The 16,920-nt window shown below is 40.1% G+C and carries 14 protein-coding genes and 1 tRNA gene; 9 read left to right on the top strand and 6 right to left on the bottom strand.

The window, feature by feature from the left end; genetic code table 11:
- Positions 1 to 74: 74 nt before the first annotated feature.
- Genes lptC through ACN0TV_RS13280 form a run of 4 tightly spaced genes read right to left on the bottom strand, consistent with a single transcriptional unit; the run spans position 75 to position 4,039 of the window.
- Entirely contained in the window at positions 75 to 641 is a 567-nt protein-coding gene (gene lptC, locus ACN0TV_RS13295) for an LPS export ABC transporter periplasmic protein LptC (protein ID WP_417363407.1), read from the bottom strand.
- A complete protein-coding gene (locus tag ACN0TV_RS13290; RefSeq protein ID WP_417363406.1) occupies positions 641 to 2,008 on the bottom strand; it encodes a tetratricopeptide repeat protein in 1,368 nt (455 codons plus the stop codon). The genes lptC and ACN0TV_RS13290 overlap by 1 nt, the downstream gene beginning before the upstream one ends.
- Positions 2,009 to 2,042: 34 nt before the next feature.
- On the bottom strand, positions 2,043 to 3,311 hold the full coding sequence (locus ACN0TV_RS13285) for a hypothetical protein (RefSeq protein WP_417363404.1): 1,269 nt from the start codon (positions 3,309 to 3,311) through the stop codon (positions 2,043 to 2,045).
- Complete coding sequence (locus tag ACN0TV_RS13280) at positions 3,311 to 4,039, bottom strand: type III pantothenate kinase (RefSeq protein WP_417363403.1); 729 nt, start codon at positions 4,037 to 4,039, stop codon at positions 3,311 to 3,313. The genes ACN0TV_RS13285 and ACN0TV_RS13280 overlap by 1 nt, the downstream gene beginning before the upstream one ends.
- Before the next feature lie 101 nt (positions 4,040 to 4,140).
- Here ACN0TV_RS13280 and ACN0TV_RS13275 point away from each other — a divergent pair.
- From ACN0TV_RS13275 to ACN0TV_RS13235, 9 genes are all read left to right on the top strand, one after another.
- Positions 4,141 to 4,216: transfer RNA gene (locus ACN0TV_RS13275), tRNA-Phe, on the top strand.
- 61 nt (positions 4,217 to 4,277) lie between these two features.
- The gene (locus tag ACN0TV_RS13270; protein WP_417363431.1) at positions 4,278 to 4,721 is read left to right on the top strand and encodes a transposase; all 444 of its coding nucleotides are present in this window, start codon (positions 4,278 to 4,280) and stop codon (positions 4,719 to 4,721) included.
- Between the two features lie 180 nt (positions 4,722 to 4,901).
- Entirely contained in the window at positions 4,902 to 7,025 is a 2,124-nt protein-coding gene (locus ACN0TV_RS13265) for a catalase (RefSeq protein WP_417363402.1), read from the top strand.
- 180 nt (positions 7,026 to 7,205) lie between these two features.
- Positions 7,206 to 8,171: a 2,3-diaminopropionate biosynthesis protein SbnA gene (gene sbnA, locus ACN0TV_RS13260; RefSeq protein WP_417363401.1), complete on the top strand. Its 966-nt coding sequence runs from the start codon at positions 7,206 to 7,208 to the stop codon at positions 8,169 to 8,171.
- 30 nt (positions 8,172 to 8,201) lie between these two features.
- Positions 8,202 to 10,010, top strand: a complete 1,809-nt coding sequence (locus ACN0TV_RS13255; RefSeq protein ID WP_417363400.1) for an FAD/NAD(P)-binding protein — start codon at positions 8,202 to 8,204, stop codon at positions 10,008 to 10,010.
- The gene (locus ACN0TV_RS13250; RefSeq protein ID WP_417363399.1) at positions 10,007 to 11,404 is read left to right on the top strand and encodes a Y4yA family PLP-dependent enzyme; all 1,398 of its coding nucleotides are present in this window, start codon (positions 10,007 to 10,009) and stop codon (positions 11,402 to 11,404) included. The genes ACN0TV_RS13255 and ACN0TV_RS13250 overlap by 4 nt, the downstream gene beginning before the upstream one ends.
- Positions 11,405 to 11,476: 72 nt before the next feature.
- Positions 11,477 to 12,559 carry an endonuclease/exonuclease/phosphatase family protein gene (locus ACN0TV_RS13245; protein ID WP_417363398.1) on the top strand — a complete coding sequence of 361 codons (1,083 nt, stop codon included), beginning with the start codon at positions 11,477 to 11,479 and terminating at the stop codon, positions 12,557 to 12,559.
- Positions 12,560 to 13,003: 444 nt separating this feature from the next.
- Positions 13,004 to 14,014 carry a hypothetical protein gene (locus ACN0TV_RS13240; protein WP_417363397.1) on the top strand — a complete coding sequence of 337 codons (1,011 nt, stop codon included), beginning with the start codon at positions 13,004 to 13,006 and terminating at the stop codon, positions 14,012 to 14,014.
- Between the two features lie 14 nt (positions 14,015 to 14,028).
- Positions 14,029 to 14,244: a hypothetical protein gene (locus ACN0TV_RS13235; protein ID WP_417363396.1), complete on the top strand. Its 216-nt coding sequence runs from the start codon at positions 14,029 to 14,031 to the stop codon at positions 14,242 to 14,244.
- Positions 14,245 to 14,270: 26 nt separating this feature from the next.
- Here the strand turns inward: ACN0TV_RS13235 and ACN0TV_RS13230 are convergent, their stop codons facing one another.
- Together ACN0TV_RS13230 and ACN0TV_RS13225 are read right to left on the bottom strand one after the other, a co-directional pair.
- Positions 14,271 to 14,789, bottom strand: coding sequence for a DUF1573 domain-containing protein (locus ACN0TV_RS13230; RefSeq protein WP_417363395.1), 519 nt, complete (start codon positions 14,787 to 14,789; stop codon positions 14,271 to 14,273).
- 24 nt (positions 14,790 to 14,813) lie between these two features.
- Positions 14,814 to 16,919: a DUF4838 domain-containing protein gene (locus ACN0TV_RS13225; protein ID WP_417363394.1), complete on the bottom strand. Its 2,106-nt coding sequence runs from the start codon at positions 16,917 to 16,919 to the stop codon at positions 14,814 to 14,816.
- Position 16,920 lies beyond the last annotated feature (1 nt).

Raw genomic sequence — 16,920 nt, 5'->3', positions numbered from 1 at the left:
TTATCTGAAGTATATTACTTAAAAATAGTGGCCAAATGGCAAATGTGGTTTATAGCTAAAATCAGGAAATCAGATTACTTTTCCTCAGTCTCTTCAAAAAGAGCATCTCCAGTATTTCCGTGTGAATTAACCACACTGAAATCCCTGTTAAAATCTATCCCAACACCTTGAATATTGAGGTCCTCACTAACAAAGGAATAGTTCCCTTCAGTGAAAACCCAATGATTTCTTTGATCCCAGTACAACTGATCAGAAAGTAGTTGTCTGCCATCATGAGTTTGAAGAATTACATTACCCTGCATATCGATGAGATCTGTTTCCAGATATATAATGCCATAGTCAGCTTCTATTGAGCTTTTCTGATTGTCATCATCATAGAAGTCCACATGAAATCCATCCGGGAATTCTCTGTAGGGAAATTGTTGATTGCTAAAATCCTTGTAAAGAGGACCACTGACCACAGCTACTAACTTTGTGGAATCAGTGTATTTTAATACATAGTTCTCAGCTATACCGATAGGGTTTTTATTCAAGGCATTAATCTTTTGAACCTCTTTCAAATTACCCTTACATGAAAAAAACATTGTCACAGTAAAAACCGTGACAATGTTCAATATTATATATTTACTTATCCTATTCATTAAAGGCTTGGAACAGTAATACTTCCACCTACCCAACAATTAAACTGAATTGTTTTTCCAGCCATACCTGAACTGAAAATGTCAGTTTTACTTGGGGCTCTTCCTTCGTAACTAGCTGCTGCACTAGCAGCTTTACTACTAAGTGAAGGGTCAACCTGTCCAGCTCTTCTGGCAGTTTGAGCTGCTTTCCAGTACATCGCTCTTTTTTCAAAAGCAGTTCCACCACAATCATTTGCGCTATTAGCATACAAGCTCGCTAGGATTAAATATGGAGTACCTCCAGCTGGATTCAACTGTAATGCCTCATTAGCATATTTTCTAGCTTCTGACTTACGACCTCTTTTCGCTGCTTTACTAGAAAGGTTAGTAAGTTTTTTAGCTTTTTTAACAGGGTCAGTTTCTAAATCAACTGATTGTTTGTAAAACTCAAAAGCTTTGGTGATATCCCCTTGCTCATCATAAAGAGAACCAAGGTAATATTTTGAACTTGCAGAAGGTTCGATCTGGTCAAGAGCCTCAACCATTTTCACGAATAATGGGTCACCCGCACATCCTTTAGCATCCATTCTTCCAGCAGCACTTTTTAACCATTCAGCATCACCTTTACGCGCTTCGAAATTCTTTTGGTATAATGGAATTAAGTTATCACAATCTGCTAACTTACCTAATTTCGCATCAATACTACCACTGATTTTCTCGTAGTTCTCACCGTTTTTTCTAACCGCTGCTAAGACTTTTTCTTCTTTACTAGTAAGAGTTCCAGCCTCTTCCTTTTCAAGATACCTCACAATGGTTTCACCAATTTCCTGGTTTTCCTCAGCAATCTTACCCGTTACATGATCATAAGTATCAAATACTTCTTGTAATTCTTTCTTACCAGCATCGTGTAAATCTACCAATTTAGAGAAGTACAAATAAAGTGCCTTAGCGTTTTTAAACTCTTCAGGATTGTTTTTAAATGCCTTGTCTAAGATTTGATAAATTTCCTCATCAGTACCTAACTTATAGTCATTAAGTAATAATGCTTGATCGATCAAACTTCCAGTCTCATTATATCGGTCTGGGAAATTCTTATACGATGTTGCATATAATTCAGTCAACATATTAACGTATTCTGCCTTATTAGCTGGGTCACTTTCAATTTTGTGTTTCAAAATGCGTTCCCCATAGTGATACGTCGCCCAGTGTAAAGTTGGACAATTTTCATACACCATCTTCCAAGGCTCATACGCCGCATCGTAATTTTTGACTTTTGCATGTCCCGCAAAAATCGAAAGGTTCTGTGGACATTCTGGGTTTTGGGCATTTCCAATGCTAAAGAAAGCAAGCCCCAAAACGCAAAATAATATAGAAACGTTCTTTTTCATTTAATTAATTTTATAGGTTTACGTGTTAATCTTATTATCTAATTAAGTTCTTTTGGAACCATCTATCATTTAAGGACAAACTTATGAAAACATTTAAATAATTTTCTTCTATCCTTCCAAGATAAGTACTTCCTCGTTTTCCAAATTCGACGCCGACATTCAGGTTCGAGAAATCTCGTACTGGTAATCCTAAACCAAAAGACATGCCAAAGTCGTGTACGGGTACATTATTTACCATAAGACCCGTTCTTGCATTATGCACTCCAACCCTGTAGGTAACCCGTTTCCAATAACTTGTAAATGAGTCATAATCAGGCACCCAGAAACCTCCAGCAGAGAATCGCTCCCCGTCCTCATAGGTTCCATTTGGTGTTGAAATAAAGTCGTTTCTAAATTCACTGGTTTTACTAATTTCGTATTCAGCCCCTAAAAACCATGTATACTTTTTACCAACTCCAAGTCCAAAACTGTATGATTCGGGTAAATGCAGGTAGGTTGAATGTAACCCACTCCCTCTTAAATCAATTTCGTCAGTAAAGCCTGGAATCTCTGTTCCCGAGGTATTTCTGGACACCGTAGCGATTCTTCTCGAGTTACTCGAAGTGATCTTGTTCGCAGGTGTATACATAATTGAAGATTGTAAGTTAAGATTTTTTCGAATTTCAGCTTCGTAATGTAAAGAAAATTTAAAATCAAATCCACTATATTCTGAAGCATTCTCAACCAAACTACCATATTGTATTTGATCTAAGTAACTCACAGTCCGATTTGTAATGGTTCCGAAATTGAAATTAGCTAAAGCACCTACGCTGAAGTTATTCAGAAATTCATAGCCTAGAGCAAAGTGAACTTTGTTGATTCCACCCTTTCCTTCATACTTGTTGTATTCTGAAGGCTCTGTACTTTCGTCCAAGGCTTCAATACGATATCCAACTGAGGTATGTGGTCTTAAGCCAAAGCTCATTCCCAAATTATTACCCAATGGAATACCCAATGCGATGTAATCAAAAGTAAAATCTGAAGCAGATTCACTCTGATCTGTGGTTTTTAGGCTCATGGAGCTGTAATTCCCACCCACGCTAAAGGTCGTAAGGCGAAGCTTACCAAGTGAAGCAGGATTATTTAAATTTAGGTGAATACTGTCTGCGTAAACACTAATTCCTCCCATGGAGCGGTTTTCACTCGTTCCCTTGAATCGCATGTCTCCAGTTCCGTAGTACGAATATGGAGAGACACTACCCTCTTGTGCAAAACTGTAACTACAAATAAAGAGTACAGTGACAATAATTATCTTTTTAATCATTAGTGTTTGTTGAGTTCTAAAATGCAATTTATTCCCCTAAGGAGTAAATTAGGATGGGCAAATATGCTACTTTTTAATCTTTTAGACAAAAAATGACTATCTCCTCCTGTTAAAATAACTGTTAAATCTTTAAATTTGTTTTGATATTGACCAATTACAGCATCAATTTCGTTTATCGAACCGTTCACTACACCTGAAATCATACATTCCTGAGTATTGGTTCCTATAAAGTCCCGAAGTTCAAATGAATCTACCAAAGGCAGCCCCGCAGTAAAGGTATGCATTGCTTTAAAACGCATCTTTAAACCTGGTGCTATTGCACCACCCTTATAATGGCCTTCTTGATCAATAAAATCATAAGTGATACAACTTCCGGCATCTATGACCAAGCAATTTTTATTGGGATAAATCGTGTAAGCGGACGCAATTAAAGCGATGCGGTCCACTCCCAAAGTTTCAGGAGTTCCATAATCGTTTTTAAATGGCAGTCTCAATGTGTTTGATAACATTATAACCGGAGCGTACACCTCAAGGGACTTTATTACCGAAATCGGTAAATGTCCCACTGAAGAAACCATAATATGACCAATGCTATTAAATTTTTTTAAAAAATTTTGCACCTGCCTCAACAAGGTATCCGCTTGCATCACAGCTTCACTCAAAAGCTCATCTCCCTTAAAAACAGCTACTTTGATTTGCGAATTTCCAACATCAATAATTAAATTCATATATAATCATTAAAGTTGCAAATTTACTAAATGCTTTTTTTGTAAAAATGTTTTGGTAATATTAAAATTGAATTTATATTTGCACCCGCAATCAAGCGACTGGTGCCTTAGCTCAGTTGGTAGAGCAAAGGACTGAAAATCCTTGTGTCCCTGGTTCGATTCCTGGAGGCACCACCAGTAAAAACCGTAACAGATTCTTTAAGATGATGTTGCGGTTTTTTGGTTTTAAAAGGGTGTTATTAAGGATCATACCGGATCAAGTCAAAAAGAGAAGTTTGCTAAAAAGATCCGCAGGGATGCGCTGTGGGAAGAAGAGAATGAGCAGACCATAGTGGGGATCACCAATCAAAGGTCTTGGATAGCAAACACCATAATGGAACTTTACAAGACCACATGGCAGGTGGAAATTTTCTTCGGAGATATTAAACAGCAATTACACATAAAGTCTTTCATCGAAACAAGTGAAAATGCGGAGATGATACAAATATGGATTGCATTAATAACCATTCTCATTCTAAAGGCATTGAAAGCACAGGCAAAGCATCCTTGGTATTTATCAAATCTGGTGGCCTTTATTAGACTTAATCTTTTTATGAAGGTAGATTTACACAAATGGCTTGATAATCCATTTGTGAAGAAACAACCGCCTCCCAATAAATACATACAAGGGGTTCTTTTTTGAAAATCAGTCAAAATAGTGCTGTAAACCAGTAAAATGGTTAGATTTCAGGTGCTTTAAATTTATTTAGGACAGGATTGATATTAAGTTTAAAATTCAAATAAAAAGTCATGAAAAATGCTTATATTTCTAGGTATTTATAACACCCTTATTCTTCCTTTTCTTCCTTCAAAATAATAAGCGATGAAAAAGTATAAAAATCCAAAAGAAAAACAACTGCATTCTGATGCTGTTGACAATCAAGATCAAAACCTGACTACAAACCAGGGGGTAAACATCCATGACAACAACAATACCTTAAAAGCTGGGAACAGGGGGCCGTCTCTGCTGGAAGATTTTATCTTCCGTGAAAAAATATTTCATTTTGACCATGAACGCATCCCCGAACGTATTGTACACGCCCGGGGAAGTGGCGCCCACGGGGTATTTAAAGTTTATAATTCCCTGAAAAAATACACTACTGCTTCCTTTTTGCAGGATACCCAAAAAGAAACCCCGGTATTTGTCCGCTTTTCTACCGTAGCCGGCTCTCGCGGTTCTACCGATCTGGCACGTGATGCCCGGGGTTTTGCCGTGAAATTTTATACCGATGAAGGCATTTTTGATCTGGTGGGCAATAATATTCCCGTATTTTTTATCCAGGATGCCATTAACTTTCCGGATCTGGTTCATGCCGTGAAGCCTGAACCAGATAATGAAATGCCCCAGGCTGCTTCGGCCCATGATACCTTCTGGGATTTTGTTTCCCTAATGCCCGAGGCTGCACATATGGTTATGTGGACAATGTCTGACCGGGCCATCCCAAGAAGCTTGAGGATGATGGAAGGATTTGGCATTCATACCTTTCGCCTGATAAATGATAAAGAGGAGTCGTATTTCGTGAAATTTCACTGGAAGCCATTATTGGGAGTGCACGGAGTAGCCTGGGACGAGGCCCAAAAGATCTCTGGCTTCGATAGCGATTTTCACCGTCGCGACCTGTGGGAAAATATCGAAAAAGGGAATTACCCGGAATGGGAACTCGGGCTTCAAATTTTTAGCCAGAAAGAAGCCGATAAATTTTCTTTTGATGTACTCGACCCTACTAAACTGATTCCTGAAGAACTGGTACCGGTACAACGTGTCGGAAAGATGATTTTGAACAAAAACCCTGAAAATTTCTTTGCAGAGACCGAGCAGGTGGCTTTTCATCCCGGACATATTGTTCCCGGGATCGACTTTTCCAATGATCCGCTTTTACAGGGGCGGTTGTTTTCTTATTCTGATACACAACTAAGCCGGTTGGGAAGTACCAACTTTCACGAACTCCCTGTGAACCGCTCACTAAAACCAGTGCACAACAACCAAAGGGACGGATTTATGCGGCACGATATTGTAAAGGGAAAAGTCAGTTATTTTCCTAACAGCCTGGGAGGTGGGTGCCCATACCACGCAATGATTCAGGGAAAGGGTTTTCAGTCACACCCCGAACCTATCGAAGCTAAAAAAACAAGAGGGCGGAGTGATAGTTTTGCAGACCATTTTACCCAGGCACGGTTGTTCTACCAAAGTCAGACCCCGGAAGAGCAAACCCATATAGCCAATGCCTATAGCTTTGAGCTCGGGAAGGTAAATACAGTAGACATTCGTAAACGCTATCTGGGAATTTTAGCAGAAATCGATAAAGACCTTACCAAAAATGTAGCCGCCAACCTGGGGCTTCGAGTCCCTAAAGGATTGGCGAAAGAAACCATTCAGTTTGCCCGATACAATCATCCGGACTATCCGCTTAAAACACCCAAACCCCAAATTACCGATTCACCTGCCCTGAGTATGGAAAAAAGCAAGGGAAAAACCATTGCCACCCGAAAAGTTGCCTTTTTAGTAGCCGATGGGGTTAGCCAAAAATCTATAGACAAACTAAAAACATCTTTGGAAAAAGGTGGCGCCGAAGTTGTTTTTGTAGCACCCAAGGTAGGAAGCATAAAAACAGAGGAAGGAGAAACCTTGGAAATTCAGCATAGTTTTTTAACCGATGCTTCCGTGCTGTATGACGCAATGTTCCTTCCTGGAGGAAAAAAATCGGTAGAAAGGTTAAAAAAAGAACCCGATGTATTCCATTTTTCCAATGAGATGTTCCGCCATTGTAAGCCGCTGGCTTTTTCTAAAGATTCGGAACCTTTGATAGATAAAATGTATTTTGAAAAGAATAGGGATGACTGGGCCTTGATTACCGAATCGGACAATGCTTCTTTGAAAAATTTTATAACCGCTCTGGAAAAACATCGCATCTGGGAAAGGGAAAACTCCCGGAAAGTTCCGGTCTGATCCTGTATAAATAAGAAAACACAAGGTATAATCGGAATATTACTTTGCACTTTCGAACTAAACTTCATACTACTTTATACTACCAATTCCCCAATGAGGGGATAATAGTCATTATTAATTGCGAATCATTTGCATTTGGACATATATTGCAGTGTACTTTGGTTCCCTAAAGAGATAACAGTGCAATCAACATATATAAATAAAAAGAAGGGGATACTAGACTGTGTCGGGGATACACCCCTGGTGCGGTTGAGCCGTATATTTCCACAGGACCACATTCGACTGTATGCGAAGTTAGAGATGTTCAATCCCGGTGGCAGCATAAAGGACCGAACAGCAGATTATATCATCCGTAAGGCAGAGGACAAAGGAGCCATTGGTAAAAGTACCATCCTGATAGAATCTACTTCGGGCAATATGGGCATTGCCCTGGCTCGTATTTGCCACTACATGGGGTTAAAGCTGCTTCTGGTAACCGACCCCCATATCAATCCTTTGGCAGAGAAAATCATGAAAGCCTATGGTGCCGTAATCATCCCAGTAGACCAGGGTGATGGTAATGGTGGATACCTTAATGCCCGTCTGGAAAAGGTACAGGAATTGCTCAATGAAATACCCGATAGTTTCTGGCCGGACCAATACCATAACCCTAACAACCCTTTAGCCCATGAAAAAACATTCCAGGAAATCCTGGAAAGTCTGGGTCATGTTCCGGATTATATATTTATTCCTGTAAGCACTTGCGGCACCTTGAGAGGATTTGCCAATACCATTGAAAAATATAATGCCACGACAAAGGTTATTGCTGTTGATGCCGTGGGGAGCGTTATCTTTGGAGGCGCCCCCGGACGAAGGCTTATCCCAGGAATGGGAGCCAGCCGCCCTTCGGATTTTCTAAAAACAGAACAGGTATTCGATATGGTAACGGTTTCCGATAGGGAATGTATTGAGGGTTGCAGGGAATTACTGGAAAAGGAAAGTATCCTGGCCGGTGGTTCGTCGGGAGCGGTCATTAAGGCCATTGAAAAGAAATTACCCGAAATTTCGGCCAATGCAACCGTCATTGCACTGCTGCCGGATAACGGAGAGCGCTATCTGGATACGATTTATTCCGAAGAATGGGTAAAGGAACATTTTGGAAAATAAGGCCGAAAAAGATATAAAAATTATCATGGAATGATTTGGAACCAAAATCACATATCTGAGTCGGCAAATAGGGGTGAAATATTTTTTAAAGAATACTTCATCGCCCAAAAACTACCGCACGACTCAAAAAACAGTGCTTTCCGGATAGCTATTGTAGGTGGTGGACCAAAAGGATTGTATGCCCTTGACCATCTCCTGGAAAACATCCGACGTGAAAATGCTACGGATTTTATAGAAGTTATTTGGTTCAATACTACATCAGATTTCGGTTCCGGCCCAAATTATCAGGTTCATCAACCGGATTATCTGCTTATCAATTACTGTATAGGCAATATCGACGCCAGGCATCTCCAATATAAATACAACACCTTTCGTCTCAACTTGGTCGAATGGATAAAAAAGTACAATACCACTACCGAAAAGGTAAGCCCAACAGATTATGCTTCTCGGGCTTTAGTAGGTCGTTATTTACAGGATGCTGCAATGCGGGTTATTCAGAATGCTCCTAAAAACGTGAAAGTTTTTCTGGTAACAGGTAAGGTTACCGATATAGAATACCACGATAAATTCAATCTTTGGATCGACAACCGGAAATTTTCATTTCAACTGGAAAATATCCTGTTGGCCACAGGACATTGTTATAGCAACCCCATCCTGTCCCAAGACGCCTTACCCAAGCCTCAGGATAACTATATTCCCAACGCCTACCCTGTCACTAATTTAAATAAAATTCCCGGCGGAAGTACCGTGGGAATTATCGGTATGGGCTTAACATTTATAGACGTGGCGTTACAACTTACCGAAGGAAAAGGAGGATATTGGCATGCTGACGGGGCGTATCAACCCAGTGGCAATGAACCCGTACTTTATCCTTTCTCCAGGAGCAATTTTCCTATAATCCCCCGGGCTCCGGCGTATGGAAGTTCCGGTTATAAACTGTATTATCTGGATGAAGCCTGGTTTCTTAAAATGAAAGAAGTCCGTAGTAAGCGTAAAATCGATTTTACCCGTGAGGTTTATCCGCTTTTGCAAAAGGAAATCACCTTTGCCTATTATAGTACGCTATGGCAAACACGCGACAAAAACAAGATAGAACGCCGCCTGGAAAACATTGGGAAACCGGAACGCTTTACCCTTGAAAAATTGCTGTTCCCAAAGGTAAATCCGAAAGAAAACCACCATGAACATATGCTGGATTACCTTAAATATCAAATAGCCGAAGCCGAAAAAGGAGAACAACACAGTCCGGTAATGACTGCGGCGGCTGTTTGGCGTGAGACCACCCCTATGATTGGCGAATTATATAAAAACGGCGGATTTACAGGATCTTCGCAGGAGTTTCTGGATAAAAAATGTTTTGGTTCATTCTGCCGTGTAAGTTTTGGCCCCCCCATAGCAAATATGAAGAAAATTCTTGCTCTGGCAAAAATGGGAATTATTAGTTTCAGATTTGAGGAAGAAGTGAAAATTTCAAATCAAAATCAACAATTTTTAGTACAGTCTACACATGCAAGTCAATCGGTGGACTACTTGATCGATGCCCGTATAGCCCGTCCTTCATTATCCTATCAAAACTCAGACTTTTACAACCGGTTGTCTAAACGTAACATCATCACATCCTTCCTCAATCAGGATTACCAGCCCGGATGTCTTCATATTAATGAAAACGGGCAAGTGGTTACTCCTGGAAAAAATATTCCTTTGTATTGTTACGGAAGCAATACCGAAGGTATTCTGCTCGACAATGATTCCCTTTCTCGACATAAAAATGATTTGGGATCGGTTTGGGCCCAACAGGTTTTAAAACAAATCAATCATTCCAAACCCTCTTATGTATGAATACCGGTTCGAACACAGAACATATCGCACTTTCTCCCATTTTACACCACTGGGTTACTGGTTTACTTTCTAACCACACGGCATTACTTGATCTTATAAACAACGAAGGTTCACCGGTAAACATACATTGCTTACAGCCTTTTACGGAGAATTTAGAGAAATACCGTTCGGTTCTTAAGAAATACGACCTCCGCCACCGGATTTATTTTGCCCGTAAAGCCAATAAGTGCCTAGAATTTGCCCAGCAATCTTTTGCCAGCGGAGAATGCGTAGATACTGCGAGTTATAACGAGCTTAAACAGTGCCTCGATACGGGCATTGAACCTCGCCAACTAATTCTTACAGCAGCCATAAAAACACGTGATGTATTGACATTGGCCGTAAAAAATAAGGTGACCGTTGTTTTAGACAATGATGATGAATTTGAACTGCTGAAGGAAGTAACGACAGAGCTGCAAACTCCGGTAACGGTAAATATACGTTTAGGTGGATTTTATTTTAAAGGTAAAAAACTACATTCTCGTTTCGGATTCTCTCTTAAACAAGCTTTTGCTCTTATTTTGAAAATTCACCACTCGGATATGGAACTAAATTATAGCGGACTGCATTTTCACCTCAATGGATATTCAGTGGCAGAACGAGCAGCGGCCATAGAACAGTGTGTCGAACTGATAGACCAATTGAAGGAGAAAAATATACCCACCCATTCTTTAGATATAGGAGGTGGATTTTTGGTGAATTACCTGGAGGAAAAAAGCCAATGGCAAACATTTTTTCATGAACTAAAACGGGCATCGCTCGGAAAACGACCTCCGATTACCTACCGGAATGATGCGCTGGGAATGGTAAAAATTGGGGGGGAATTATATGGAGAGCCTTCGGTTTATCCCTATTATAACAATATAGGCAAAGAAAAATTCCTGGAGGGGATATTGCAAACACCTTCTGAAAAATATGGAAAACCCATATATGCATTAATCAAGGAGCAAAACCTTGAACTTCGGATGGAACCCGGACGATCTTTACTGGACCAGGCGGGAATTACCGTGGCAAGGGTCGCTTTCAGAAAAAAAGATAGCGAGGGAAACCTTTTGGCAGGTCTGGAAATGAACCGTACGCAACTGCGCAGTTCTAGTGCTGATTTTTTATTAGATCCTATCCATATTCCCCGACAGGAAAATGCCCATACGGATCGGGAATCCTGTTATGGGTTCCTTGTCGGGGGGTATTGTTTGGAGCAGGAACTGATCCTAAAACGGAAAATCCGGTTTGACCAGTTCCCGGAAATCGGTGACCTGATTGTTTTTCCCAATACGGCCGGTTATATGATGCACTTTTTCGAGTCGGAAGCCCATCTGTTTCCATTGGCAAAAAATGTATTTGTTCAGCCTTGATAATACCAAGTTCGGAAAACTTTTTGTACTGTCAAAAAATGTTGTATTTCTATAATTTTAAATTAAGATCAAATGTGGACTACCTATTTAATTATGAGCGGCATACTTATTTCAAGTAGTATATTCCCTTACTTCCCCAGTCGTCACTGGGTTTTCAGGGTATGTAGTTTTGGAAAACTACAGATTGCTTTTTTAATACTCCTCACCCTTGGCAGTGGTTTTTTGTTTGTCAACCCACCCGGAATTTTTTGGTTTGTGCAGGGCGCATTACTGGTCACGCTAATCGATCATCTGGCAACCCTGCTCAAATATACGCCCGCTTATCCCCGAAAAAAGGTAAACCCTACCAGAAATGCCTCCGAAAAAATTACGTTGATCTCAGCAAACGTGTACCAGTTCAATAAGGATTTTAAAAGATTCATATCCCTTATACGAAACCATAAACCCGATATTTTCCTTACGATGGAAAGCAATAAGGATTGGGAGCAAGCACTACGGGAACTGGAAAGCGATTACCCGTATAATCACAAAGTGACTTTGGAAAACACGTATGGGATACACCTATATTCGAGGATAGCGATCGAAAAATCTAAAACCCATTTTTTTGTAGCAGATGATTTACCCAGTATCGAGGCCCATATGAAAACCTGTGACGGATACCGTTTTGTGTTTTTTGGCCTGCATCCGCCACCGCCGAGCCCTACCGAGGAAGAAACCTCCAAAGAACGTGACGGCGATTTACTTAGTGCCGCCAAAAGGATCAAAGAACTTCGTAAAACAACAATGGTTGTGGGCGATTTTAATAACGTGGCATGGTCTAAATCTTCCAACCTTTTCAGGAAAACAAGCGAATTGATTGACCCCAGGGTGGGTTATGGGTTTGTATCTACTTTTCACGCAAAATACAAATTGCTGCGATTTCCGATAGATTTGATGTTTCATTCCAAAGAAATTTTTATACAGCAACTAAAAACTCTGCATAACTTTGGGTCGGATCACCTTCCAGTATATTGTGAATTTTATATAGATAGAGGTAACAATAGTCAAAAAGAAGAGGTGGAAAAGGCATTTATGGAAGAAAAAGAAGAAGCCGAAAAAATCATTGTGGAAGGAAAAAAGGAAGAGGGAGACAGAGATGTGGTAGCTAAAAAGTAAACTACTTTAAAATAATAATATAAAATGGTTAATGCAGGATAAGGAGGTATTAATTACATACTATGATTTCTGCCACTGATCTGTTAGTTAGTAATAATGGTTATTTATGCGCATTATCGATATGTGCTAATTTCATCGAACAAGTAATTTAATAAAATAAGCTGTTTTTTATACAATTCTACTACCTTATGCCCACTGTTTTCCTCCAAATCAACCACTAACCTTTCCTGGTCTCACAACGTAAAATTAGGAAACACCATAACAAAACTCTTATGCTGGTTGTTCTATAAACATTGTGCAAAACATTGTCGTCATAAAGGCTCAAAAAAGGGGGCGTATCTCTGTAATTTTTTAAATAATAATACGTTATAATGTAAACCGTCATATTCCGATTGGAATGTGCAATGCGGCTTTAGTTAGTTTAAACAAGGAAGGAGGGATAAAATGGATTCTGAACTTGAAAAGATTCGTAAGGTATTAAGAATGGTTGCCCCATCATTGATGCGCAAACAAAACGTTATAGCAACAGGTATTGGATACAAAGTGGTAGCAGGCAAGACCACTTCTGAGCTTTGCATTATCTGCTCTGTTGAAGTCAAAAAGCCTTTCTCTAAATTGAGAGCCGGCGATGTAGTCCCACAACATGTACAGGGAGTCCTTACCGACATAAAACCCGTTGGAAGTATCCGAGCGTTCCAGTTACCCACAGAACGATTCAGACCTGCACCGGGTGGCGTTAGTCTAGGTCATTACCAGATAACCACGGGGACTTTCGGTTGCGTAGTTGTCAGGAACGGAGAAAAGTATTTACTATCCAACAATCATGTACTAGCCAATAGCAATGAATCTCAAATCGGGGATCCTATCCTCCAGCCGGGACCACACGATGGAGGAACGCTCTCAAAAGATAAAATTGCTGAACTAAGTGAGTTCATACCGATAAAGTTTGAAATGGAGATTGGAAATGACCAGTCATGCAATCCTACTCGTTTTATTGCCGCAACCGTCAACACCATTGCTCAGTTTTTGGGTAGTAAAAATAGACTCAAACCATACTTGGCACAACAACAAGTCAATAAGGTCGATTGCGCCATTGCCAAACCCATTATCCCTTCAGATGTGGAAGAAAGTATCCTGGAAATAGGAAGTATTACGGGTAAACAAGAGGCAACTTTGGGGTTGGAGGTTCAAAAAAGTGGTAGAACAACAGGACATACTACTGGGGTCATCGAGCAAATAGATGTTAGTGCCCAGGTCAGCTATGGCGCTAATAAAACAGCCCTATTCCAAGATCAACTTATGGCAGGTGCGATGAGTCAAGGCGGAGATAGCGGATCAGTAGTACTAGATAAAGACAATAGACTCATTGGACTTCTCTTCGCAGGTAGCGAAACAACGACCATTATCAACCGTATTGAAAATGTATTCAACGCCCTCCAGATCTCCTTACCCTAAAAACCAGCAGCCCTATGAATGATGTAATTACAATAAAACAAAGGTACGAACATGACTGGATGGCTATTCCAGAGGTCGTTGCTATTGGTGTGGGCAAAGTAGAAAACAGCACCATAGGGATTATCATTTCGGTAATAGGCGATGTAGATTCTGTTCGTAAACAGCTACCAGAGCTCATAGATGGAGTAATCATAAGAGTTCAGCGAAGCGGAATATTGAGAACCACCTAAGTCCAGGGAAAAGCCGACCTTTTAAATTATGATTTATCAAGGTAATACCCTTTATTGTTTTCTTGACCATCGACCATTCTTTTAATATTCCCTGCTCTTCGCTGCTCTTCGAAGTACAGTTCTTCATAATCTTTAGTGTATAAGGCGTCAGGGACGATGTTAATATCAAATATAGCTTCCTTGGTATCATGAGTCTCAAAATTGCCGTAGAGCGTTATATAATGCTTTACAAAGCCCACATTCTTTTTACTATCGTAATTCAACCTCAGCACTCCTGTTTCCCCTCTGGGAACAAAACCCAATGTAGATTTATCTGATAGATGTAGACACCCACAGGAAGTAATAACCTCATCGATAATTAGTGGGAATTCTCCAGTGTTCTTGATAAAGAAAACAACCTCCAACTCCTGCCCGGTCAATATGGGCCAATAATGTCTATTATTGTCAACTATTTCTATGGAGGTTTTTCGATTTTTGATATCCGTGCCACAAGCGGATAATGCCAATAAAAAGACAGATATCAATAACCACATTTTTGTTTTCATAACTACTACATTTATAATTGGTATTTACTTTATAAGTTTTATCTCATCTAAGGCCACGGTTGATTTACCCTCAACTTTGCTTTTGAATATACTGATCCGCACTGCTGTTGTTTTTTTAGGAAAATCTACCGCTACCCGAATACGATATAAGGATTCTGTAAGCTTTATAGGAACTAAAGTGTACAATAATTGGTCACCATCACTGATTTTAACCTGCTCCGGTGCTAATATCCCGTGTTTAGGAATATTTAAAAAACGCATCTCCAGAACTCTTGATGAAGCCCCACTGGGAAGTTGAACTGCGAGCTCCCATGGATCACCTCTATTGATTACCCAACCTTGGTGATAGTCTGACACAAATCCGCCTAACCCATCGTAAAGTAGGCTAGCATCTTGATAAGCTTGATCAGCGGCAGACACAAAAGAAATGTCCCCTTGTGATATTAAATTGGGTTCCAGCCCATGCTGTTCCAATTTCTCCCATTGATCAATATAGGTGTGAAGGCTCCCATAAACTTCACGATAATTCGTCATGTCCTTATATTTCCCGTGGCGTTTTAATCGTTCTATAACTTCTTTAGTTTCAGATTTTAGATGTAATTGATTCGCTATACTTACAAGTCCACCTTGTTCACCTAAATCTTGATGATAAGCTATCTGTAATCGCGTATAACTTAATGCGGTTATCAATTTGTCTAAACTGAGGTGTTCTGCACCTGAGGTTTGTGGAAGTAATGCAATAAGGGCCTTGTAGAAACATACAAATTGATCGGTATGGAGATAGGTGTGTGCAATCTGATCGAAACCTCCATACAAAGGCCAGGGTGTATTAATTTCTGCGTATTGATCTTCGAGTTCGAGGTAATAATTTATCAACAACTGTGAAGATTTTGGATAAAATTTATCCAAATACCTGCTCACAAGAATCTCCACATCTACATCCTTGTCAATCATCAAAGCAGACAGCACATAGGTTTTCACATCATCAAAGGGAGAGTAATCATAGCCACTACCGTTCAAAAACATGCCATTGACTCCAGCTTTCTTATAGCTAGCTAACTGTAGTTGAAACCCTTTGAGAATTGGCAATGGACTGAGGTAATCATCGAAGTTTGAGATATAATCCCAGAGATAAATTTGAGATGCCATTTCTCTCCAATCCCCAAGTTCTTTTTTCCATTTATAAAATTTTGGTACCCCCTCCAAGGTGATTCCTTTTGGCAAGTCTATAGTGGTAAAAAACACCCCCGTATTTGCTACCCAAGTGTCTTGAGGAGCCTTCTGAGTGGTTCTATAGGCCAGAGTGAAAAAATGGTGTTCTGGATATTCATTAGCCAACTTATTTACCAAATACCCTACTGCAGGGGTAGCCGACTGGTTCGTATTTCCCAATTCAAGACATTGTTCACATAAGCACACCAAATCGTTATCATTAGGTGCAATCATAAACCAATATGGTTTTTTCCTGCCATCTCCGAATTGTTCACCTATATACTGCTTAAGTTGCCCATACAGCGCCAAGGAAGAAAAGCAATACTGCTGCTTATTAGAAGCACCGTCAACTCGGGCGTAAATCGCTGGATCTTCGACAAGTACCTTATGTAAATTATGGCCCCATATGCCCCAATTATCATCAAGGTTATTCGCTCCCAAAACAGCAGCATATTCGGCGTCGGTATTGGGTTCTAAATGCGGTTCGCGATAGCCAAAATCAAAGCTTCGACATTGATCGCTAAAGTTTATAAATGCAGGTGGAAGGTCTTGGACGATAATATTAGGATCAGTTTGACCGATACTCTCAATGAGCTGGTAGGTTACAAATAGCATTACTTGTTTATTTTTTACACGTAGCCTTAGAGCATCTCCTTTCTTGGAAAAACAATAATCGTATTCCAGTTCTGGATCCACCTCCAGGTGTAATTTTTTGTCCGCATGTGAGCTAATGAGATCATCTGATCGTAACACCTTAGATTTGTCTGTACTTCTCTTGTTAAGATGATTGTATAGATACGTCGCCCATTGTCGGCTCAAGTTATCCTCAGCACCGCCAATACTATACGTAAGTCCTTGGGCATTGATACCCCAGTGAAAACACCCTAGCAGCATACAGAGAAGTAATCTAGTTCTCATA

Source organism: Galbibacter sp. (assembly GCF_048266365.1).
Classification (GTDB): domain Bacteria; phylum Bacteroidota; class Bacteroidia; order Flavobacteriales; family Flavobacteriaceae; genus Galbibacter.
The sequence above is the reverse complement of the archived record's forward strand: the minus strand, read 5'-3'. Positions and strand labels throughout refer to the sequence as shown.